The sequence below is a fragment of the Sphingobacterium sp. SGG-5 genome (assembly GCF_011043525.1).
Lineage (GTDB): Bacteria > Bacteroidota > Bacteroidia > Sphingobacteriales > Sphingobacteriaceae > Sphingobacterium.
In genome coordinates this window covers 191,054-212,471 of record NZ_JAAKGO010000008.1, presented here as the reverse complement: position 1 = coordinate 212,471, position 21,418 = coordinate 191,054, and the positions used below count along the sequence as shown (strand labels likewise).

22 protein-coding genes are annotated in these 21,418 nt (G+C 42.8%); 7 read left to right on the top strand and 15 right to left on the bottom strand.

The window, feature by feature from the left end:
* Positions 1–2: 2 nt before the first annotated feature.
* Positions 3–1,394, bottom strand: coding sequence for a TolC family protein (locus tag G5B30_RS13975; RefSeq protein WP_165320605.1), 1,392 nt, complete (start codon positions 1,392–1,394; stop codon positions 3–5).
* 83 nt (positions 1,395–1,477) lie between these two features.
* Complete coding sequence (locus G5B30_RS13970) at positions 1,478–2,038, bottom strand: Crp/Fnr family transcriptional regulator (protein ID WP_165320604.1); 561 nt, start codon at positions 2,036–2,038, stop codon at positions 1,478–1,480.
* Between the two features lie 179 nt (positions 2,039–2,217).
* Between G5B30_RS13970 and rpsF the strand changes: the two genes are divergently transcribed.
* The 4 genes from rpsF (at position 2,218) to G5B30_RS13950 (ending at position 3,700) form a co-directional block, all read left to right on the top strand.
* Entirely contained in the window at positions 2,218–2,586 is a 369-nt protein-coding gene (gene rpsF, locus G5B30_RS13965; protein ID WP_165320603.1) for a 30S ribosomal protein S6, read from the top strand.
* Entirely contained in the window at positions 2,586–2,849 is a 264-nt protein-coding gene (gene rpsR, locus G5B30_RS13960) for a 30S ribosomal protein S18 (protein WP_165320602.1), read from the top strand. Before rpsF ends, rpsR begins: the two co-directional genes overlap by 1 nt.
* Positions 2,850–2,862: 13 nt before the next feature.
* Positions 2,863–3,306, top strand: coding sequence for a 50S ribosomal protein L9 (gene rplI / locus G5B30_RS13955; protein ID WP_165320601.1), 444 nt, complete (start codon positions 2,863–2,865; stop codon positions 3,304–3,306).
* Positions 3,307–3,385: 79 nt separating this feature from the next.
* Positions 3,386–3,700, top strand: coding sequence for a hypothetical protein (locus tag G5B30_RS13950; RefSeq protein WP_165320600.1), 315 nt, complete (start codon positions 3,386–3,388; stop codon positions 3,698–3,700).
* Here the strand turns inward: G5B30_RS13950 and G5B30_RS13945 are convergent.
* Together G5B30_RS13945 and G5B30_RS13940 are read right to left on the bottom strand one after the other, a co-directional pair.
* Complete coding sequence (locus G5B30_RS13945; RefSeq protein WP_165320599.1) at positions 3,697–5,385, bottom strand: amino acid permease; 1,689 nt, start codon at positions 5,383–5,385, stop codon at positions 3,697–3,699. The two genes, G5B30_RS13950 and G5B30_RS13945, sit on opposite strands and share 4 nt — an antisense overlap.
* Before the next feature lie 24 nt (positions 5,386–5,409).
* On the bottom strand, positions 5,410–6,084 hold the full coding sequence (locus tag G5B30_RS13940) for a hypothetical protein (protein ID WP_165320598.1): 675 nt from the start codon (positions 6,082–6,084) through the stop codon (positions 5,410–5,412).
* Between the two features lie 91 nt (positions 6,085–6,175).
* Here G5B30_RS13940 and tyrS point away from each other — a divergent pair, with 91 nt between their 5' ends.
* Positions 6,176–7,459 carry a tyrosine--tRNA ligase gene (tyrS, locus tag G5B30_RS13935; RefSeq protein ID WP_165320597.1) on the top strand — a complete coding sequence of 428 codons (1,284 nt, stop codon included), beginning with the start codon at positions 6,176–6,178 and terminating at the stop codon, positions 7,457–7,459.
* An 86-nt stretch (positions 7,460–7,545) separates the two neighbouring features.
* On the opposite strand, the gene rpsA is transcribed toward tyrS, so the two are convergent.
* The 5 genes from rpsA to G5B30_RS13910 all read right to left on the bottom strand — a co-directional run bounded on the left by rpsA (position 7,546) and on the right by G5B30_RS13910 (position 12,760).
* Positions 7,546–9,480 carry a 30S ribosomal protein S1 gene (gene rpsA / locus G5B30_RS13930; RefSeq protein ID WP_165320596.1) on the bottom strand — a complete coding sequence of 645 codons (1,935 nt, stop codon included), beginning with the start codon at positions 9,478–9,480 and terminating at the stop codon, positions 7,546–7,548.
* Between the two features lie 87 nt (positions 9,481–9,567).
* Positions 9,568–10,539, bottom strand: coding sequence for a YihY/virulence factor BrkB family protein (locus G5B30_RS13925; protein ID WP_165320595.1), 972 nt, complete (start codon positions 10,537–10,539; stop codon positions 9,568–9,570).
* Positions 10,540–10,541: 2 nt separating this feature from the next.
* Positions 10,542–10,949, bottom strand: coding sequence for an acyl-CoA thioesterase (locus G5B30_RS13920; protein WP_165320594.1), 408 nt, complete (start codon positions 10,947–10,949; stop codon positions 10,542–10,544).
* Between the two features lie 5 nt (positions 10,950–10,954).
* Positions 10,955–11,995: an endolytic transglycosylase MltG gene (gene mltG, locus G5B30_RS13915; RefSeq protein ID WP_165320593.1), complete on the bottom strand. Its 1,041-nt coding sequence runs from the start codon at positions 11,993–11,995 to the stop codon at positions 10,955–10,957.
* 12 nt (positions 11,996–12,007) lie between these two features.
* Entirely contained in the window at positions 12,008–12,760 is a 753-nt protein-coding gene (locus G5B30_RS13910) for a PASTA domain-containing protein (protein ID WP_165320592.1), read from the bottom strand.
* Positions 12,761–12,963: 203 nt separating this feature from the next.
* On the opposite strand from G5B30_RS13910, the gene G5B30_RS13905 reads away from it, so the two are divergent.
* On the top strand, positions 12,964–13,962 hold the full coding sequence (locus G5B30_RS13905) for a D-alanine--D-alanine ligase (RefSeq protein WP_165320591.1): 999 nt from the start codon (positions 12,964–12,966) through the stop codon (positions 13,960–13,962).
* Here the strand turns inward: G5B30_RS13905 and G5B30_RS13900 are convergent.
* From G5B30_RS13900 to G5B30_RS13890, 3 genes are all read right to left on the bottom strand, one after another.
* Positions 13,957–14,295 carry a cupin domain-containing protein gene (locus tag G5B30_RS13900; protein WP_165320590.1) on the bottom strand — a complete coding sequence of 113 codons (339 nt, stop codon included), beginning with the start codon at positions 14,293–14,295 and terminating at the stop codon, positions 13,957–13,959. The genes G5B30_RS13905 and G5B30_RS13900 overlap by 6 nt on opposite strands.
* Positions 14,296–14,297: 2 nt before the next feature.
* Entirely contained in the window at positions 14,298–14,789 is a 492-nt protein-coding gene (locus G5B30_RS13895; protein ID WP_206367132.1) for a dihydrofolate reductase, read from the bottom strand.
* A gap of 103 nt (positions 14,790–14,892) precedes the next feature.
* Positions 14,893–15,714 carry a thymidylate synthase gene (locus G5B30_RS13890; RefSeq protein ID WP_165320589.1) on the bottom strand — a complete coding sequence of 274 codons (822 nt, stop codon included), beginning with the start codon at positions 15,712–15,714 and terminating at the stop codon, positions 14,893–14,895.
* 179 nt (positions 15,715–15,893) lie between these two features.
* Here G5B30_RS13890 and mtaB point away from each other — a divergent pair, with 179 nt between their 5' ends.
* On the top strand, positions 15,894–17,213 hold the full coding sequence (mtaB, locus tag G5B30_RS13885; RefSeq protein WP_206367131.1) for a tRNA (N(6)-L-threonylcarbamoyladenosine(37)-C(2))-methylthiotransferase MtaB: 1,320 nt from the start codon (positions 15,894–15,896) through the stop codon (positions 17,211–17,213).
* 2 nt (positions 17,214–17,215) lie between these two features.
* Here the strand turns inward: mtaB and G5B30_RS13880 are convergent, their stop codons facing one another.
* The 3 genes from G5B30_RS13880 to G5B30_RS13870 form a co-directional block, all read right to left on the bottom strand.
* A complete protein-coding gene (locus tag G5B30_RS13880) occupies positions 17,216–17,965 on the bottom strand; it encodes an SGNH/GDSL hydrolase family protein (protein WP_165320587.1) in 750 nt (249 codons plus the stop codon).
* 32 nt (positions 17,966–17,997) lie between these two features.
* A complete protein-coding gene (locus tag G5B30_RS13875) occupies positions 17,998–19,185 on the bottom strand; it encodes an aspartate aminotransferase family protein (protein WP_165320586.1) in 1,188 nt (395 codons plus the stop codon).
* A 265-nt stretch (positions 19,186–19,450) separates the two neighbouring features.
* On the bottom strand, positions 19,451–21,418 hold the full coding sequence (locus G5B30_RS13870) for an OmpA family protein (RefSeq protein ID WP_240903221.1): 1,968 nt from the start codon (positions 21,416–21,418) through the stop codon (positions 19,451–19,453).

The window sequence follows — 21,418 nt, the reverse complement described above, 5'->3', positions numbered from 1 at the left end:
ATTTATTGCATTATTGTCTGATAAAGATTTCCGTTTGCTTTCAATAGTTCAGTGGCCATACTCCGTTGGTTTAAGACCTGATTGAAATAATTGAGCGAATGTTTGTAGTATTCATTTTCAGCTTCCAATCGTTCCGTCACGTCCAACAATCCTTCTTCAAACTGGCGGGAGGCCAATCGCATATTATTTTTGGCAATGGTGACCTGTTGTTGATTGACAGCTATTTTCTTCAATGCCAGTTCGTAATCCGATTTGGTTTTTCGTTGGAGTAATGACAGTTTTTCACGTGTATCATCCAATTTATTGGCATTGATCTGTAAATCCAAACGAGCCTTTTCTATAGATGATTTATGCGACTTCCCTTCGAATATATTCCATGTCATCCCTACGCCTACGGCATAGCTGGGAAAAGCTCGCAAATGGTTGCTGGACATCTTCACGTCTCCGATATGCGGTATATCCTGCAAGGTCATACCCGTACCAAACGCATTGACATACGATATATTGCCAAAAGCAAACAGTATCGGAAGCTGTGCGCCTTTTTCTTTCTTCAAGACATATTCAAAAGCTTTTTGCGAAGCCTCCAGCGCCTGCAATTCCTTTCTGTTCATCTGCATCGCTTTTCCCCCGTCCAATACAATTTCAGACAAAGCGTACGATATGGAATGCAGCTCCCGCTGTGGCAATCCGGTCAACTCTTCGAGCTTATAGTACAACAGCTCACGATTGCTCTGCACTTCCGCCTTTTTACTTTCCAATTCCAACATAGCCAGCTTGATTTTATCCCTATCGTAAGGAATCGCAAAACCATTTTCTATCGCCTTGACTACCTTTTGGTGTTCCTTGCGCAATCGCTTGTCCGAATCATCGATCAGTAGGTCCACCTCCCTCAGCAACATCAATTGATCAAAGGAAAGAATCACTTCTTGTGCCAACTGATCGTAGCCTGCCGCCGTCATCAATTCCTGCGCCTTGGCTTTATGTTCCAAAGCTTTCTTTCCATTGGTAATCTGCAAGCCGCTAAAAATAACTTGTTTGGCTGTAACTCCGGCGAGGCCTACCTGCGTAGAAACCGTACCTTTTTGCGATCCTTCGAACAGGTTAATCCCCGTCAAAGGCAACTGTTGGGTAGGCAGATCCAGATCAAAACCCGAATGCAGATAGCCGTAACCTGCATTCGCCGTAAGGGTAGGCAGCAACTTACCTTGAACCATCTCTTTATCTAAAAGGGTCTTTTGGTTCTCTAAGATCGAGTTTTGTAAGGATTTGTTGTGTACGACAGCCTGCCGAACAGGTGTCTTAAAGACATCGAACGGCTGCTGGGCATACAAGCCAGTGCTCCCTCCCACCAAAAAAGCCGATAGGATGATAAAATAACTAAACAACTTCTTCATACCTTTTGACATGTTTCATTTTTAACAGAACAAAGTTGCGGGTTATCTCTCAAATAAATTTTCAGATATCTTAAAAAAGCACATCACTTCATCCCGCGTATCACGGATAGCGTCTGTTGCGAAATCCCCAGATAGGACGCAATATGCCCCAAAGACACATGCTGAAACAATTCGGGATTCTCGGCAATCAGCGAGTGATAACGTTCATGTGCTGTTTCGAATTGGCTGCGATAAAAACGTTTGGAAAAGGCAATCAACATATCCAACAAGATTTTTTGGATAATCTGATTAACCGTGATATCGGTCTCTGCCAACTCTTTGATCGGTGCAAACGGCAATATAGTTATTCGGGATGGAGCCAGAGCCTGAAAGCCCACGTAGCTCGGCTTGTGATACATCACGCTTTCTACAGCGGTACTCAACGTCTGTGGAGCAAAGAAATAATGGGTAACGTCTTTTTTATTCTTGAAATAAAAAATACGAGCAAAACCATCTTCTATAAAATAGATATGCCTGAGATAGCTCCCTGGTTCAAAAATAATATCCCCCTTTTGATATTGCTTTGTTTCCGTAATCGAATCAAAGAAGATTTCGAGTTCTTCACCAATCTTATATTCTTGTTTTAAATAATTTATCAGGTTCATACCAGTCGTTCTGCAATACCTAAAGTAAGGCATTTTGCAGAGATATGAAAATAAATATCTTCCCTTGTCTGTTTCCAAAGTTTCTATCATTTTTAATTTTGACTTTTTAATTTTTAAACCTAACTTTGCACTTCCGTAAATGCGGAATTGTTTAGTTAAATAAAATTTATAACACAAAAATGCAACAGTACGAATCTGTAATCATTCTTACCCCGTTGCTTTCAGAGGAAATTGCGAAAGAAGCAATTGCAAAATTCAAAAGTATCCTTACTGAAGGCGGAGCCGAAATTGTCGCAGAAGACAATTGGGGTTTGAGAAAATTAGCGTATCCGATCCAGAAAAAAACAACTGGATTTTATCACTTAACTGAATTCAAGGCTCCAGGTGAAATCATTCAAAAATTAGAGCTTGAATACAAGCGTGATGAGCGTGTAATGCGTTTCTTGACCGTTGCGCTGGACAAGCATGCCGTAGCGTACAACGAAAAGAAACGTAGCGGTGCATTCAACAAGAAAGTAGAACCTAAAACCGCGGAGGTAGCAAACTAATGGCAAACGATAACATTCAATACGTAACTGCCCCTAAAGTAGAGGACAACCGTAAAAAATACTGTCGCTTCAAAAAGAACGGTATTAAATATATCGACTATAAAGATGCTAACTTTCTTTTGAAGTTTGTAAATGACCAGGGAAAAATCCTTCCTCGCCGTCTTACAGGCACATCATTGAAATTCCAACGCAAGGTGGCTCAAGCGGTGAAACGTGCACGTATCATCGGTCTCTTGCCTTACCTAACTGATTCATTAAAATAAGGAGGATACGATCATGGAAGTTATATTAAAACAAGACGTTAAACACCTTGGCGAAAAAGATGATATCGTAGTAGTAAAACCAGGTTATGGCCGTAACTACTTAATTCCTCAGGGATTTGCGACATTAGCTACCCCATCGGCAAAAAAGGTTTTGGCAGAGAACATCAAACAAGCTCAGTTCAAACAAGATAAAATCAAGAAAGATGCTACAGCACTAGCTACTAAGTTAGAAAATGTAAAACTTTCTATCGGTGCAAAAGCTGGTGAGAGCGGCAAAATATTCGGTAAAGTTAACAGCATTCAAATTGCTGATGCTTTGAAAGCTCAAGGTTTTGAAGTCGATCGCCGTCGTATCACTTTTGAAACAGAACCAAAAACTGTTGGTGAATACGTAGCAAACCTAAACTTACACAAAGAAGTAAAAGTTCAGGTTCCATTCGAAGTTGTAGCAGAGTAAACCTTTATCCTGCACAAAAATATAAAGGAGATAGCGTATGTTATCTCCTTTTTTCTTTATGTTTGTGGGGGAATAAGTTATGAAGCCAAAGACCATCATCATCGCTATACTATTAGCTCTTGTAGCTATTGTTCTTTTCAAGAATAAAGAGGAAAGCTCATTTTGGTTGTTTACGGAAATCCGTACCTCCAAACTGATTATATTGGGTAGCTTTTTTATTATCGGCGTAGCCACTGGTGGCATCGTATTTCGCCGGCGCAAAAAACATCCGAAGGAATATGGCATAAGTAACCCCAATGTGTCTGAAGCACAAGCGGACACCACTTTGGAACAACACCCCTACTCCACATCCCATTTGTCGGAGGAAGATCGGGACTTTATACGGCGGGATTAATCCGGCCTTGTACGCAATTTAGAATGCGAATAACCATACATGAAGTAGATCAGTAGCCCGATGGCTAACCACAACGCGAAAATAATCCAGTTACTGACCCCCAGTTCACTCATCAAATACAGATTCACCAGTATCCCTATTACCGGAAGTAATGAAAAATTGTGCCGGTAACTCAACACGCTCAGTACTGCCCACGTAGCCCAGAAAATGAATACAAGTGATTGATGTAAGAGTTCTTTCATAGATCCCAATGCTTGTCCCGTAACAAGGCTGTCCCCCCCATAGCGATACATCAAGATTAACCCCACGATAAAGCCGGATCCCACGATATATTTCCCGTTTACATAAGGCACCTTGAACGTAGACTTCTCAGACAACCCCGTTTTATCCATATAAAGAACACCCGCGCAAACAAGAATAAAGGCAAAAAAAGTACCCACCGACGTCAAGTCCACAAAAAAGTCCATCTTAAAGAATAAGGCCGGAATAGCCACCACAATCCCTGTGATTATCGTTGCGAAGGAAGGCGTCTTATACTTCGGATGTATAGTAGAGAATTTCTTCCAGAGGAGCCCATCACGGCTCATGGTCATCCAGATCCGGGGCTGAGCGAGCTGGAAGACCAATAGGGCACTTGTAATCGCAATGACAGAAGTCACGGATACAATCCCCGCCATATAGTCGAACCCCACATATTCAAACACATAAGCCAAGGGGTCTTTCACGTTAAGTTCCGTGTAATTGACCATGCCCGTCAATACCAACGTAATAGCAACATAGAGTACAGCACAGATCAACAGGCAATATATCATGGCTCTTGGCAAATCTCTTTGGGGGTTTTTACATTCTTCAGCAGTAGTCGAGATCGAATCAAATCCTATAAATGCAAAAAATACCGCCGCGACACCGCTCAACACGCCACCCAGCCCATTTGGAGCAAAAGGAGTCCAGTTATCCGGCTTCACAAAAAAAACACCACCTACGATCACAGCTATAATCACGCCGATCTTTATCATTACCATAATATTGCTTACACGCTGTGATTCCTTTATTCCAATATAAACCAACCAAGTTACCAATACCGTAATCATACCGGCAGGCAAGTCAAAAATCACAGGCATATCCCCTATCCGCGGAGCTGTTGTATAAGCCTGCCAAGCTATTTTATCAATACCCGTCAAACTTGCAATACCGCCTTCCACCACCTTTTGATGCGCGTCCCATGCATAACCCGGAGCCATGGTCAACCATTCGGGAATATGTAACCCAAAGCCTGCGCACATCGATACAAAATACTGTGACCAGGAAATGGCGACAACCATATTCGAAACGGCGTACTCCAATACGAGTGCCCAGCCGATAATCCAGGCAAACAACTCCCCAAAAGCAACATAAGCATAGGTATAAGCACTTCCCGAAACCGGAACGGTACTGGCAAACTGCGCATAAGAGAGTGCCGTAAACACACAGGCAAATGCGACGAAGACAAATAGCATAGAAACGGCTGGCCCTCCATTAAAAGCTGCCAATCCAATGGTACTGAATATACCTGCCCCGACAATCGCCGCAATCCCTAAAGAAACCAAATCACGAACGCCCAGAACTTTGGCTAGGCCTGAACTGTGAAGTATGGAATCAGACAATATGCGGTCAACACTTTTCTTACGGAAAAGTTGATTTCTCATATATGAAGCTTAAAAGTGATCGTGTTATTCTATTTTATCCTGAATAAAGGTATAAATTTCCCGATAATTTTCAAGATAACGTATCTGATATTCCTTTAGCCGAACCGACAGTTCATCCACATGCTTTTGCTGAGGCTGAAAATCCCACACTCGCTTACATATATTATACAATGCATGCGGAATATTCGCTATATCTGCGTAATCGTATATATATTTGGATGTAAGGAAGCCGTCATAAAACACAAAAAAACGGTCGACATCAACCTCTCCCAATTCCTTAAGGTACAACCCGACCACGGGACGGTCTACTGCGGCTAAATGTTCATATAAACGCGTGACATTCACGATATGATCCGCAATTAACAAATGATCCAAGAGCAGTTCCAATGCAATATGAGCCAGGAAGGATGCACGCACAGGCAAATCCTCCACCACAGATTCAATATGTTTGCGTAAATGATGGGTATGTGTATAGAAAAAATCAGATCCATGAAACAACTTATCTACCTCCATATGTCTTCGCCATCCCTCCGTTATTGCAGTGCCCTTGGGATGAAAATCCAACTTATGCTCAAGTTTCTTCAATTGAAAAGAATAATCCTTATCCACGTTCCGGAGCAGGTCGGGAAGAAGTCCTCCCAGCACTTGTTCAGATTCGGAGGCGAAACGTTCGAAATAGTAGTGTGACAAAAAGTTCATAACATCGACGTTATGTGGTAATTAATACCGTAAGATACATCATAATCTCTTATCTTTGCAATCTTAATTCATTTTTTTAAATCATCTTGTTATGAACTTTGTAGAAGAGTTACGTTGGAGAGGCATGCTTCAAGACATCATGCCCGGTACGGAAGAGTTGCTTAATAAAGAGAAAGTTTCGGGGTATATCGGTTTTGATCCAACGGGCGATTCCTTACACGTAGGTCATTTAACCCAAATCATGACATTGATCCATTTCCAGAATGCGGGGCATAAGCCCGTGGCCTTAGTAGGCGGTGCCACTGGAATGATCGGAGATCCTTCTTTTAAGTCTGCAGAAAGAAACCTGCTGGACGAAGCCACCTTACAGCATAACGTCGCTTGCTTAAAAAAGCAACTCTCTAAATTTCTAAATTTTGGCGAAGGAGAAAATGATGCCAAAATGGTGAACAACTACGAGTGGTTCAAAGACTTTACGTTCCTGGATTTTATCCGTGACGTCGGTAAATTGATTACCGTCAATTATATGATGGCTAAAGATTCGGTAAAAAAGCGCTTAGAAGGTGACAGTGGGTTGTCTTTTACCGAATTCACCTACCAGCTTATTCAGGGCTATGATTTCTATTATCTATGGAAACACCACAACTGCAAAATTCAAATGGGGGGATCAGATCAGTGGGGAAATATCGTTACGGGCAGCGAAATGATCCGGCGACAAGACCAGGGGACTGCTTTTGCGCTGACCACACAATTGATAAAAAAAGCAGATGGCCAAAAATTTGGTAAAACCGAATCGGGCGCGGTATGGTTGGATCCAAAGAAAACTTCACCCTATAAGTATTATCAATTTTGGCTCAATACCACAGATGATGATGCCAAAAACTGGATCCGGATTTTTACATTAAAACCCCAAGAAGAAATCGACAATATTATTGCTGAACACGATGCCACCCCACATCTGCGGTTGGTACAGAAGGCACTCGCAAAGGATATCACTATCCGCACCCATTCCGAGAAGGACTACGAAATGGCGATCAAGACCTCTGAATTTCTCTTTGGGAATGGTTCTTTGGATTTTCTGGCAGACATGGACCACGTATCGGTGCTCGAAGTATTCGACGGCATAGCACAGTTTAGTATCCATAGGACCGAATTGACTGAAGGCATCAACATCTTAGATCTCCTGGCAACAAAATCCGGAGTTTTCTCTTCGAAAGGTGAGGCAAAGAAAATGCTGCAAGGAGGTGGTGTATCATTAAACAAAGAGAAACTCACCGATATCGAACAGGTGATCGACAACAGCTTTTTGATTAATGACAAATACCTAGTAGCCCAGAAAGGTAAGAAAAACTACTTTTTGCTTATCGTTGAATAAACCCCAGCAGAAAACAAAAAAATATATGCATTAAAAAAGCCCCGATCAACGATCGAGGCTTTTATTTTATAGAAAAGATCTACGTTTTATTTCGATTTTTTCTCGTCACCTTCCATTTGCTCTTTTAATTGAGCAAGGATATCCAGGTCACCTAAAGTCGATTTCTCGACAGAGTCTTTCACTTTCTTCACCGCGCTTGACGCTGCTTTAGCATCTTTCCGGCGAGAACTTGATTCCTCTTTACGAGCTTCTTCTTTAGCTTCTTCCCAAATACGAGAGTGAGAAATTACCAAACGCTTATTTTCTTTGTTGAACTCAATAATCTTGAAGTCGTTTACATCGTCAACCTTCAATGAAGTACCGTCTTCTTTCACAGCGTGTTTCGAAGGACAGAAACCTTCTACACCATACTGCAAAGCAACAATATCTCCCTTGTCGCCAACTTTGATTACGGTACCCTCGTGGATAGAACCTTCCACAAAGATCGTCTCAAAAGTATCCCAAGGATTCTCTTCCAGTTGTTTATGTCCTAAAGAAAGCTTACGGTTTTCCTCATCAAGTTCCAACACAACCACTTCTAATGTTTCACCTACTTTGGTAAATTCATTCGGGTGATTGATTTTCTTCGACCAGGAAAGGTCAGAGATGTGAACCAGTCCGTCGATACCATCTTCCAGTTCTACGAACACGCCGAAGTTGGTCATATTCTTCACAACTGCAGTTTGCTTCGATCCAATCGGATAACGCTCTGCAATATTCTGCCAAGGGTCAGGAGTCAATTGTTTCACACCTAAGCTCATCTTACGCTCGTCACGATCCAAAGTCAAAATTTGAGCTTCGATTTCGTCACCTACTTTTAAGAACTCTTGTGGAGAACGTAGGTTTTGAGACCAAGACATTTCAGAAACGTGGATAAGACCTTCGACACCCGGAATGATTTCTAAGAAAGCTCCGTAATCCGCTACAGTCACCACTTTACCTTTTACTTTAGAACCTACTTCCAATGACGTGTCTAAAGATTCCCAAGGATGCTCTGACAATTGTTTCAATCCTAAAGCGATACGTTTCTTCTCGTCGTCAAAGTCTAAAACAACCACATTGATCGTCTCATCCAAAGACAATACTTCTTTCGGATGCTCGATACGGCCCCAAGAAATATCTGTAATATGAAGCAATCCGTCAACACCACCTAAATCAATGAATACACCGAAGTCTGTAATATTCTTGACAGTACCTTCCAATACTTGTCCTTTTTCCAACTTCGCAACGATTTCTGATTTTTGGTTTTCCAAATCGTCTTCGATCAACACTTTGTGCGACACAACAACGTTTTTGAATTCGTGGTTGATTTTTACAACCTTAAATTCCATTGTTTTGCCCACATAGATATCATAATCACGAATAGGTTTGATATCAATCTGTGACCCCGGTAAGAAAGCTTCTACACCCTTGATGTCTACGATTAATCCACCTTTTGTACGAGATTTGACAAAACCTTCTATTACTGCATCATTATCTAATGCATCATTGATGGCTTCCCATGATTTCTGAGTTTTAGCGCGTTTGCGTGAAAGCACCAATTGACCATTTGCATCTTCTTGCGATTCGACAAATACGTCAACCTTGTCACCGACTTTTAAGTCAGGTAAATCACGAAACTCCGTTTTTGCTACAAGACCGTCAGACTTAAAGCCTACGTTCAAGACAACATCTTTGTTGTTCATTGAAACAACAATACCTTCGATAATTTCACCTTGATTAATCTGGTTGAAAGTACCGGCATACTGCTCTTCTAATTTTGCACGTTCAGCGTCGCTGTAGTTACCGAACGCTTTTTCATCGGCATCCCAATCAAAATCGCCCTCTGGTGTAATCCAAGTGTTCGATTTGATTTCGTCAATTAAGTTTGAATCTGCTTCAGACTCGATTTTTTCAGTGTCTTTCACTACTTTAGTGTCTACACCTTGTAGCTCTGCGTTTTTCGCTGCTAACTCTTTTTCTGCTTCTTGTTTTTTTGCCATTAAATTTATTATCTCCTTTTCCCTACCTTGTAGGAAGGGCAAAGATACGAAAAAGTTTTATTTACAACATTTTAAGTAAAAAAATATTTACTCCTTGGCGTCCTTAAACGAATTATATACGCGAGGTTTAACAATTTTTATACTTTGCTTGGATAAGGTGATGCTGGCATTCAACTCAAAACCTATCAATAGAATCAGTGAATTCAGGTACATCCATATCATAATGACGATGATCGTGCCTATCGAACCGTATAGCTTATTGTATGCATTAAAATTATCAATGTAAAAAACAAAGCCGGAAAACGATAATATAGCCAGTACCGTAGCTAAGGTTGCACCGGGATTAAACAACTTCCATCTTTTGGAAACCGATGGACCGTATCGATACAACAGGCTAACAGTAAAAAAATAAACGGTAAAAACAATCAACCATCGGGAGGTCTTGATGATGAAAGTCCAAAACCAGGATAGATCGTAAGCAATGTGATTTTTCAGATAGGTAATAACCATCCCTGTCGTTGTAAAAACCGCAATACCTATGGAGAGGGCAACAATAATGGCAAATGACAGCCCCAAGGCCACGAGTCTTCTCCTTCCCCAACTCCGGTTTTCCCGGGATAGAGAAGCCTTATTAAAGGCACGCATCAGATTGGCCATACCATTGGTCGAAAAAAACGTAGCCAACAAAAAACCAAAAGATAATAACCCGCTGTTTTGTTTTTTGATAATATCTTCAAGCGTCGATTGCACCGCAATATAGGCATCTGCCGGTATGACAATGGCTAAAAACTCCATCAACTTGTCCTGAAAATTATCTACAGGTATGTAAGGAATAAGGGTAAACAAAAAGATGATGCCCGGAAAAATGGCCAGCATAAAATTATAAGCAAGTGACGATGCCTTGTTTAATATCGACTCACGCTTGATTTCCTGAAAGAAAAATACAGCAACAGTATACAACGGCAGCTTTCCGAATCCGGGCAAAGTCGCCTGTTTAGACCATTCAATCAGACTATCGTAGGGTTTAAACAGAAGTAAGCTGTTATGTAGCTTTTTCATTATCAGCTAAAATAGACATCCATCTTGTCCTGAAAGACCTGCGGTGCTTTGCAGGGCTTATTTTTTTCCATATCGACAAAAACCAGCTGGGTCATTCCCGAATTAAGCAGATCACCCTGCTCGTTGAATATTTCATACTCAAACTTAATCCGTACATTCGGCCGCTCTCGGATAGTCGTCCGGATCGTAATCAGGTCGTCATACTTAGCTGGTTGGAAATAGCGGGTGTGCAGTTCAATCACAGGAAGCATCACCCCTCCTTCTTCAAGCTCCTTATAGGATATTCCCGTCTGACGGAGCATTTCGGTACGTGCTACCTCATAAAATGAAGCATAATTTCCATAATAGACATACCCCATCTGATCGGTCTCTGCGTATCTTATCCGTATTTTATGTTCAAAAACAAACATGACATTTATCTTTTTATTCCCCGTTCGTCCAACGCTTTTTGGAATTTCCGGGCATTAACCTGATGCTCGGCGACAGTTTTGGCGAAAGCATGGTATCCTGAAAAGTCTTCCCGGGCACACATATAGATATAGTCGTGCAGGGCAGGATTGAGCACCGCATCGATGGCAACAATGGGGGGCATATTAATGGGTCCCGGAGGAAGGCCTCTATAGCGATATGTATTGTAAGGACTGTCCAGTATTAAGTGACGGTTCAATACCCGACGTATCTCAAAATCCTGATGTGCAAAAATAACTGTCGGATCCGCCTGAAGCAACATACCCTTTTTCAACCGGTTGAGGTATAAGCCGGCGATAGCAGCCATTTCATCGTTATGCAAAGCTTCTCCCCGTACTATCGAAGCCAATATGGACACTTCAACAGGCTTCAAATTGAGTTTCCTTGCTTTTTCAAGGCGTTCAGGCGTCCAAAATTTCTGATATTCGTCGTAAAACCGTGCGATAATCTTCTCCGCCGATGTGTTCCAATAAATATGATAGGTATTGGGAATAAACATCGTATAGAAGTTTTCTTCTGTAAAACCGTATTTTTTAGCTAACGTTTCATCATTCAGCAACGCACTAAACGTAGCCGAGTCTGCTTCAAAGCTTTTTCCCAGCAATCCCGCAAAATTTTCCTTTAAACGGATATTAGCGAAACGAAACCGAACCGCATCCTGATATCCGCCGCGTAAGTTGCCGATCAGCCTTCGGTTGTTCATACCCGGCGTCAATTTATACCGTCCGGGTTTCACCCTATCCGTATACCCCATCCTTCGGGCAGCGTAATCAAACAGATCGGGATGTTTTACTATTTTTTGTTCTGTAATACGGGCCAACACCTCCGTATAGCTATCGCCGGTATGTACATACAAATATTCTTCTTCATCGGTGACCGATGATCCGACAAAGGTCTGATACAGCTTAAAACCAATAAAGCCCCCTATCAGTAAAATCAATAAGATGACAATACCCACCCATTTTTTGATTGATCGTTTTTTTGACATACCGCAACCAGACTATTCGTTGGACAATGTAAGATTAATAGGCGTGCCAATACTAATGATACGCGCTGATGTATCGGGTGATTGCGCGACGACCCGTGCCGACAAGGTATCCAGAATGACACCCGAAACGCTACCCAGGTTTAAACCTAAGCCTTGGATGGCAAACTTCGCTTCCGATAAAGTAAGTCCTAATACATTCGGAACTTCCACTTCATTGGCACCCCTACCATTGCCCAGCACCAGCGTTACCCTCGATCCTTTCGATAACATTCTTCCAGCCTTAAGTGGCTGGCCGGCAAACTGTACATCCAACACCACATCCCGGGCGATATCGTTCACATACACCGTATCTCCGATCTTTAGTGCATGATTTTTTAATATGGCGGTGGCTTCAACCAGATTTTTTTCCATGATATCCGGAAAAGCAATTTCAGGAGCTACCTGCGTGATAATCGTCAGATAGATCGTACGTCCACTTTTCACCGGAGCTTTCGCCTCCGGATCCTGCTCGATCACTAAGCCAGGCTTGGCATCCAGCTGATAGACGGAATCAACTTCATATTCCAGACCTGCTTTATCCAATACCTGAACAGCCTGACCTATGGTGAGACCTTTAAGCACAGGTACTTCCTGCGAATCGCCATGTTTGGTATACATGCGTAGACCAAAATAAATGAGCAGAAAGAGCACACCGAAGAAAATCAATGCATAAATGAGATTTTTACGAAAAGTGTCTGTCCGTAAATAAAGTAATAGTTTTGACATGTGTGATATCTAAATTTAGCAAACCGCTGTCTATATTATTTTAAACAAAAATATTCGTTTTTCTGTGTATCACAAATTATATTTGCGAACAACAAACTAACGCGATGAACCCGTCATGATTAAAATAATCATTAAACATACAGAGAAATGATTATTTTAATCATCAAAGGCTCCATCTGACAGATAAAAAACAAAACAGACAGATGAAAACAAAAGTAGCATTAATTACCGGTGGATACACAGAAGAAGCCGAAGTATCATATAAAAGTTCACAATTTGTTTATAGCCAAATCGATAAAAACAAATATGATGTATACCTGATTGATATCCGTAAGGACGGATGGTTTTATAAAGATGACAAGGACATTTCACATAGCATTCAGAAAGCAGATTTTTCCTTACATCTCGGTGAAGAAACTATTCGATTTGACGTGGCTTTCATTATTCTTCATGGCAGTCCCGGCGAAGACGGCCGCTTACAAGGTTACTTTGATATGATCGGCTTGCCCTATACATCCTGCGGTGCATTAACATCTGCGCTGACGATGAATAAAGGCTACACCAAAGCTATTATTCAAGATATCCCGGAACTCTATACAGCTAATTCGGTACTTCTATTCGAAAATCACCGAAAAGAGGCTGTACAGCTGGTGCAGGAAAAACTATCCTTACCTTATTTCGTAAAACCTAATGCTGGTGGGTCCAGTATCGGCATGAGCAAGGTCAAAATACAGGAAGAGCTGGAAGAGGCCTTAAACAAAGCATACGATGCAGAAAACACAGGTAAGCAGGTGTTGGTAGAAGAATTCGTCTCGGGTCGCGAATTTTCACAGGGTATTTTTAGAAATACCAAGGGAGAGCTGGTGGTATTACCTGCCACAGAAGTCAAAACTACCCGTGAGTTTTTTGACTATGAAGCCAAATATGTATCCGGCCTGACCGAAGAGATTACACCCGCTGATCTTACCGTCGAGCAGCAGGAGCGTGCAGCCCGTATTATCCGGGAGATCTATATTCGACTGGATTGCAAAGGAATGGTTCGGGTAGATTTCTTTTTGGAGAATGACACCGACAGATTTTTCTTTATCGAAATCAATACTATTCCGGGACAAACAGCACAAAGCTTCATACCACAGCAGGTGCAGGCTTTTGGCCTGCGGGAAACCGATTTTTATGGGGAATTGATCGAAGCGGCCTTATAAAGTCAGAAAATCTGCTCTCGGGGGAGTGAATGAATCAATCAATTCCCCCGCTTCCAGACATTCGCATCCATGCAAAGTATTGGATGGAATAATACAACTATCCCCTTTCTTAATGATCTGTGCGACATCTCCGATTGTATATTTAAAAACACCTGCACGGACATAAGAAATCTGCGTATGCAAGTGACTATGCAATTCTCCAACCGCACCCGTTTCAAAGCGCACTTTGACGAGCATCAAAGTGTCATCGTGGACAGCTATTTTACGCCTCACACCTTTGCCTAAATCCGTCCATTCAGTTTCTTTGTCAATTTGGAATAGTTCGCTTTTCATGATTATCTTCTCTCCCAAACTTCAAAACTGTAATCGAAAGCATGTTTCCCATCTTTCTGATGATGCTTACTGCTCGTGAGTTGCCATTCATTCTCGGAGAGTTCGGGAAAGAAAGCATCGCCGTCAATAACGGTATGCACCCGAGTGAGATGAACTTTCTGTGCTAAGGATATAAATTGTTTATACACGTTGGCACCACCGATAACAAAGATTTCACGCTCATCCCGGCAGTAGGTCAACACGTCATCAACACTATTCGCAACATCCACATCAGGGCTCGTATAGTTCTGATCTCTCGTTAGAATAATATTCCGACGTTCCGGAAGCGGCTTACCGATGGAATCGAAGGTTTTACGCCCCATTACCACCGAGTGTTCCAGTGTCGTGTTCTTGAAATATTTAAAATCATTAGGCAGGTGCCAAGGCATCTGATTATCTTTGCCAATAGCGTTATTCTCTGCTGCCGCTACAATTAATGTTATTTTGGTATTCATTATTTTTTAGTAAACATTATCTCGCATGAGATATCGCAATACCTGCATACCGCAGGCAGACCCACATCGCAATACCCTATACGCAATACTCAATACGTATTCCCTATACCGCTACCGGAGCTTTGATGTGTGGATGATATTCATAATTGACCAACTCGAAGTCAGCAAATGTAAAGTCAAAGATATCCTTCACCTCCGGATTGATTTTCATTTGTGGAAGAGCTTTCGGCTCACGGGAAAGCTGCAATTCCGTCTGCTCAAAATGATTACTGTAAATATGGGCATCCCCCAATGTGTGGACAAACTCGGCTGCTTCCATATCACACACCTGCGCAACCATCATCGTGAGTAAAGCATAAGATGCTATATTAAACGGCACCCCTAAGAATATATCCGCACTCCGTTGGTACAGCTGGCAGGACAATTGCGGTTTGAGCAATCCCTTTTCCGGATTTGCCGGTGCCACATAAAATTGGAAAAAGGCGTGACAAGGCGGAAGTGCCATATTTTCGATTTCGCCCACATTCCAAGCCGACACGATAATACGGCGCGAGTCCGGCGTATTCTTTAATTGGCGGATGACCTGGGCGATCTGATCGATATGCCTTCCATCCGGTGTCGGCCAGGAGCGCCATTGCGAACCATATACAGGACCCAGATTACCCCGCTCATCCGCCCACTCGTCCCAAATACTGACTCCGTTTTCTTTCAGATATTGAATATTTGTCTCCCCCTTTAGGAACCAAATCAACTCGTGGATAATCGAACGTACATGGAGTTTTTTGGTCGTCACCAACGGGAAGCCTTCTTGAAGATTGAAACGCATTTGATAGCCAAATACACTGCGTGTTCCCGTTCCTGTTCTGTCTGTCTTTTCTGCACCCGTCGTGTACACATGCCTGAGCAAGTCCAAATACTGTTTCATGGTTATCCTTATTAAATGAATCCTACGAAGATACTGGTTTTTACATTATTCGAATATCACATTTTTTCAACAACTCAAAAATACAGCACCAATGGGTGAATATTTTACATTTACAAGATCGCAATTACGCGATACACCTATCGCAATACTAAAAAAAAATGTATTTTTGCAGCATTATCATGAATAAAAAAGTTGCTTTCTACACCCTTGGATGTAAGTTGAATTTTTCGGAAACCTCTTCCATAGGCCGAATTTTCAAAGACGCCGGCTATGACACTACACCGTTTCACAGCCAGGCGGATGTATACGTCATCAACACCTGTTCCGTGACTGACCATGCGGATAAGAAGTGTAGGAAAGTAGTCAAAGAAGCGCTTAAATATTCACCGAATGCATACATTACCATTGTCGGTTGTTATGCCCAGTTAAAGCCGAAAGAAATTGCCGATATCCCCGGTGTAGACATGGTATTGGGCGCCGCTGAGAAGTTTAACATCATCGATCATATCAATGATTTAACCAAACAGGAAAAGGCCATTATCCGCAACTCACCCATCACCGAGACCAATCAGTTCGTACCTGCTTTTTCTATAGGTGATCGTACCCGCACTTTCCTGAAAGTACAGGACGGCTGTGACTATTCCTGCACCTTTTGCACCATCCCTTTGGCACGTGGTGCCAGTCGGTCGGGCAAGATCGAGGATATCGTACAGCAAGCCCGAGACATCGCCGCTTCCGGCGTGAAAGAGATTGTATTGACCGGTGTGAATATTGGTGATTTTGGCATCCGTGACGGAAAACGACAAGATAAATTCATCGATTTGTTAACAGCTTTGGATACTATCGAGGGCATAGACCGTTTCCGTATTTCCTCTATTGAACCCAATTTGCTATCCAACGAGATTATTGAGTTTGTAGCGCAGTCTAAGCGATTTGTACCCCATTTCCATATGCCGTTGCAGTCCGGAAGCAATAAAGTACTAGCAAAAATGCGTCGCCGTTATAAGCGGGAGCTGTATAGTGAGCGGATAGCCAAAATAAAATCGCTGATGCCAGACTGCTGTATTGGCGTAGATGTCATTGTCGGCTTTCCCGGCGAAACACGGGAAGACTTTATAGACACCTATAATTTCCTCAACGATATGGATATCTCCTATCTCCACGTATTTACGTACTCGGAGCGGGAAAATACCATTGCGGCCCAGATGGAAGGTGCTATTCCCGGCGCACAGCGCTCCGACCGCAGTAAGATGTTACATATCCTTTCGGAAAAGAAACGCCGTACCTTTTATGAACAAAACCTCGGCCAGATAGGCGAGGTCTTATTTGAAAGTGACATCAAAGAAGGCTATATGCATGGTTTTTCCAAAAACTATGTCAAAGTCCGCACCCCTTATGATCCTTTGTTAGTCAACGAGCTGGTACCCGTCAAGTTCCTGACCATCTCAGACCACGGTGATGTGGACATTGAAGAATTGCCTGAAGTCTTGGTACATTAGTACTACCTCACCGTCGCCAGCCAGCTCTCTGCCATCAGGTTAGCTCCCCCAAGCGTTGTATGCACTCCGTCACTCGTCCAGTATGCCCCTGAATTTCTTTTCTCTGCTTCATCAAAGATGGACTGATAAGGAATAAGTGTCGCTTTATATTCTTTAGCGATATCTCGGGCCGCCTGCTGATATTGTGCAAATTCCGGAAACCAGCTATCATCCACATGCTTGACATTTTTCACGCCAAAAGGCTCACCTATGATCAACTTCACGTTAGGAAACTCCAGCAACGTCCTATCCAATAGTTTGCGATACTGCTCACGATAGGATTCTGCCGATCCTTCATATTTACCGTTCCGCTTATGCCAATAGTCGTTTACCCCCACAAGAATACTCAGGATATTCGGTTTAAGATCCAGACAGTCGGCTTGCCAGCGGGCATCGAGCTGTGGAACTTTATTGCCACTTATTCCTCTGTTGTAGATTTTCAGATTTTTTTCTGCGAATTTGTTGAGGAGAACACTCGCTGCAATCATGGCATACCCCCTGCCCATACCTGCAATATCATTAGGCAGAGCTGTATCCCGCTTCCGGCTGGCATCCGTGATTGAATCCCCTTGAAACAAAATGGTATCGTTCGCTTTTATTTCTATTCCGGATTTTTTTGCGGTCAGGCCTTCTGCCTTTAACAAAGAACCGCTTGCTAATGTCGCTCCAATGGAAAGCGCTGATTGTTTTAAAAATAGTCGTCTATTGCTCATTTGAATAGGTTTAGAAACTAAAGGTAGAGAAACTAACAGAATTTATCAACAGCAGTTCGGATAATTTGGCAAGCCTCTTTTATCTGCTCCCGGGAGATTGTCAATGGCGGAGCCACGCGTAAGGCCGTCTCACAATGCAGGTACCAGTCGATCATCAGTCCCTGTTCCGCACAATTTTTGCTCACCTGATAGACCTGATCAAAGTTTTCCAGTTGCAGACACATCATCAACCCCACACCCCGGATCTCTTTAATCTTCGGATGAGCTAATTCGGTCCGGAACAAAGCCGCCTTTTCATCTACAGTATCCATCAATCTTTCATGCTGGATCACCTGTAATGAAGCCAACGCTGCAGCACACGACACAGGGTGTCCACCAAAAGTAGTGATATGGCCGAGCATGGGATTACTTTTAATGACATCCATCACCGGCTTAGGTGCAACAAAAGCCCCTAACGGCATTCCTCCACCAATGCCCTTTGCCAACAGCAATATATCCGGTATTATCTCAAAATGCTCAAAAGCAAAAAGTTTTCCTGTACGACCAAAGCCCGTTTGGATCTCATCAAAAATCAATAGTGTTCCCGTCTCCGTGCAGCGTGCGCGCAAAGCCTGCATATAAGCTTTATCCGGCACCCGTACACCTGCTTCACCTTGTATAGCCTCTATGACAACCGCAGCCGTTTCCGTTGTAATAGCTTCCAGATCGGCACAACTATTGAATTCGATAAATCCTATTTCGGGTAAAAGAGGTGCATACGCTGTACGAAAATCCGGATTTCCAATGAGACTCAACGCTCCTTGCGTACTGCCATGATAAGCTTGATGTGCCGCGATAATCTGTCGCCTTCCCGTATATTTCTTGGCAATTTTCATAGCCCCTTCTACCGCTTCCGTACCTGAGTTCGTCAGATACACCGATCCAAAAGAAGCAGGCAATGCCGCCAACAGCGCCGTCGCAAACTGAACCTGCGGTGCCTGTACAAATTCTCCATATACCGTCACATGCAGGTACTTCTCCAGTTGCTGCTGTATAGCCGCCAACACCTTGGGGTGACGATGCCCTATATTACTAACATTAAACCCCGAGACAAGATCCAAATAACGCTGTCCTTCTGGCCCATACAAATACACCCCTTCAGCTCTTTCCACTTCGACCAACCTAGGGCTATCTGAAGTCTGCGCGGTATTGCGCAGGAACAGTTCTCTATTACTAAGCATGCCCAAAAGTACGAAAACTTTTACCTCCAAAAGGGAACACTTGTTGACTTTTAGTGATCCCTTTCTCACAAAAAGGGGACACTTTGTCAAAAAATGTGACCACATTTTCTAAAAAAGGGAACACATTTTTTCACAAAGGAATCACTTTTCAGGCCTTCAGCAGCTTCTGATGAGGTCTATAACCCGTCACTACAACACGGATCCGCCACAAAAAAAGCACCACTGCAGAAAAGCAGTGGTGCGTGTAAAACCGTTAAGTAAATACCTAAAACTCCAGAACCTCGACTTCCGTACGTCTATTGGCCTGATGATCGGCATCCGAACATGCCACACCGTTGCTACATTTGTTGATCAGACGTGTTTCGCCATAACCGCGAGCTACGAGACGGCGTTTATCTATTCCCTGACCAATGATATAATTTACCGCTGCTATCGCTCTTCGTTCCGAAAGGTTCAGGTTGTACGCATCACTACCCCTGCTATCCGTATGACTGGACAATTCGATCTTCAAGGTCGGATATTTTCGCATCGTCTCCACCAATTCATCCAGAATTAATGCCGCATCCGGACGGATAAAATGTTTGTCAAAATCGTAATAAATATCTTCCAGGACGAACCTATCTCCGACTTTGAATACAGGCTGTAAATTCATGACCACTTTAATAGTGGTATCCCGTTCTATCGAAGGAATGGAAAATGAAAGTGAATCTGCATAATACCCCTGTTTTTCTCCTAAAATCTTATACGTGCTATTTTCACTTGCGGCAAACCGGATTGTTCCCACCGTATCGGTCTGTCCTTGAGCTATAGATCTTTTGTCTATACCGTCAAACAACGTCACGGTAGACAGCGGCAATAGTTTGCCTGTTGACATTTCCTGTGTCAACCCTTCGATATGCACCGTAGCTTTTGGTTTTACATAGGTGAATGAATAAATATCATCTGCCCCTTGTCCACCGACTCGATCTGAAGAAAAGTAGCCCACTTGCTCTTTGCCTACGCTCTTCGCGAGAACAAAAGCAAAATCATCCGCTGCGGAGTTGACCGGATACTTCAGATTCTCCGCGGGTTTAAATGTATTTTTGCTTCCAATTGCTTTAAAGATGTCCAGTCCACCCATACCGACATGTCCTGTACTGGAAAAAAACAAAGTATCGCCCTGCACATTTGGGAACATTTCATCACCATGGGTATTGATATTCGGCCCTGCATTCTGTGGTTTTCCCCAACTTCCATCACTTTGCAGTTCACTGTACCAGATATCTACACCACCCCAACCTCCGGGCATATCCGACGCAAAGTACACTGTCTTTTCATCCGCGCTCAGTGCCGCATGGCCCAAAGAATATTGTTTCACATCATTATACGGAAAATCTTCTTCTTTCCAACTATCACCATCTTTTGTATAAATCTTCAATGCCAGATTCTGTCTTTTCCACTTCTGGCCGTTTTTAGAAAACCGTTCTGCTTCCTTGTTGCCAACATAAGTTGCCGTCACGTAGAACACATCTTCCTGTGCGTTGGTTGCTACAGGACCGACATGATATGAAGATTGATTAAATTGTCCCGGCATGATCGCTGGTTTTTCCCATCTTCCGCTTGTATTGGGCTCAGCAGCAAGTACGCGAAGATAGGATCTACCTGTCATGCCGCTCTTTTTTATCAACCGATTATCCAGCTCGCCAATATACAATACAGTACGTTTTGTGGGGAAAGCACTAAACTCAGAGTTGGCCGAGTTCAACGTTTCTTCATTATGAATTTGATAAGCTGTCGGATGTTCCATCCACACTAGAGCAGAGTCGACTCCCATTATTGCATCCCTAATCGTGCTGTCTTTACCATATTTCTCCGCATATTTTTGGTACTGTTCCTTCGCCTCCTGATATTTTCCTTTGAGCTTGAGTACCTGCGCATAGTTCAGCAACGATTCCTTACTTGCTGCCGACATCGCTACGACCTTGGCAAACCAGTCTTCAGCGGCATCATATTGATTGATATATAAATAACTGTTAGCCAATCGTTCCATATCCGCAACATCCGGCTTTTTCGTATCCAATATCTTTTCGTAGAATGCTGCAGCCTTTGCATATTCCATCCGGTCATAAAGCAATTCTGCTTTTTGCTGTCGGGTTGGTTGCTCCTGTGCGTAGGAATAGGACATACCACAGAGTATTCCGATGGCTGATAGTAATAAGACAACAGTCTTAGAAGATTGAATTAGTTTCATCAT

Bases quoted from the DNA above. Each gene is read 5' to 3' on its own strand.
- G5B30_RS13970 (WP_165320604.1), bottom strand. From the start codon at position 2,038: ATGAACCTGATAAATTATTTAAAACAAGAATATAAGATTGGTGAAGAA.
- tyrS (WP_165320597.1), top strand. From the start codon at position 6,176: ATGAACTTTGTAGAAGAGTTACGTTGGAGAGGCATGCTTCAAGACATC.
- G5B30_RS13925 (WP_165320595.1), bottom strand. From the start codon at position 10,539: ATGAAAAAGCTACATAACAGCTTACTTCTGTTTAAACCCTACGATAGT.
- G5B30_RS13920 (WP_165320594.1), bottom strand. From the start codon at position 10,949: ATGTTTGTTTTTGAACATAAAATACGGATAAGATACGCAGAGACCGAT.
- rplI (WP_165320601.1), top strand. From the start codon at position 2,863: ATGGAAGTTATATTAAAACAAGACGTTAAACACCTTGGCGAAAAAGAT.
- mtaB (WP_206367131.1), top strand. From the start codon at position 15,894: ATGAATAAAAAAGTTGCTTTCTACACCCTTGGATGTAAGTTGAATTTT.
- rpsA (WP_165320596.1), bottom strand. From the start codon at position 9,480: ATGGCAAAAAAACAAGAAGCAGAAAAAGAGTTAGCAGCGAAAAACGCA.
- rpsR (WP_165320602.1), top strand. From the start codon at position 2,586: ATGGCAAACGATAACATTCAATACGTAACTGCCCCTAAAGTAGAGGAC.
- G5B30_RS13870 (WP_240903221.1), bottom strand. From the start codon at position 21,418: ATGATGAAACTAATTCAATCTTCTAAGACTGTTGTCTTATTACTATCA.
- G5B30_RS13940 (WP_165320598.1), bottom strand. From the start codon at position 6,084: ATGAACTTTTTGTCACACTACTATTTCGAACGTTTCGCCTCCGAATCT.
- G5B30_RS13975 (WP_165320605.1), bottom strand. From the start codon at position 1,394: ATGAAGAAGTTGTTTAGTTATTTTATCATCCTATCGGCTTTTTTGGTG.
- G5B30_RS13875 (WP_165320586.1), bottom strand. From the start codon at position 19,185: ATGCTTAGTAATAGAGAACTGTTCCTGCGCAATACCGCGCAGACTTCA.
- G5B30_RS13910 (WP_165320592.1), bottom strand. From the start codon at position 12,760: ATGTCAAAACTATTACTTTATTTACGGACAGACACTTTTCGTAAAAAT.
- G5B30_RS13945 (WP_165320599.1), bottom strand. From the start codon at position 5,385: ATGAGAAATCAACTTTTCCGTAAGAAAAGTGTTGACCGCATATTGTCT.
- G5B30_RS13890 (WP_165320589.1), bottom strand. From the start codon at position 15,714: ATGAAACAGTATTTGGACTTGCTCAGGCATGTGTACACGACGGGTGCA.
- rpsF (WP_165320603.1), top strand. From the start codon at position 2,218: ATGCAACAGTACGAATCTGTAATCATTCTTACCCCGTTGCTTTCAGAG.
- G5B30_RS13880 (WP_165320587.1), bottom strand. From the start codon at position 17,965: ATGAGCAATAGACGACTATTTTTAAAACAATCAGCGCTTTCCATTGGA.
- G5B30_RS13895 (WP_206367132.1), bottom strand. From the start codon at position 14,789: ATGAATACCAAAATAACATTAATTGTAGCGGCAGCAGAGAATAACGCT.
- G5B30_RS13905 (WP_165320591.1), top strand. From the start codon at position 12,964: ATGAAAACAAAAGTAGCATTAATTACCGGTGGATACACAGAAGAAGCC.
- G5B30_RS13950 (WP_165320600.1), top strand. From the start codon at position 3,386: ATGAAGCCAAAGACCATCATCATCGCTATACTATTAGCTCTTGTAGCT.
- mltG (WP_165320593.1), bottom strand. From the start codon at position 11,995: ATGTCAAAAAAACGATCAATCAAAAAATGGGTGGGTATTGTCATCTTA.
- G5B30_RS13900 (WP_165320590.1), bottom strand. From the start codon at position 14,295: ATGAAAAGCGAACTATTCCAAATTGACAAAGAAACTGAATGGACGGAT.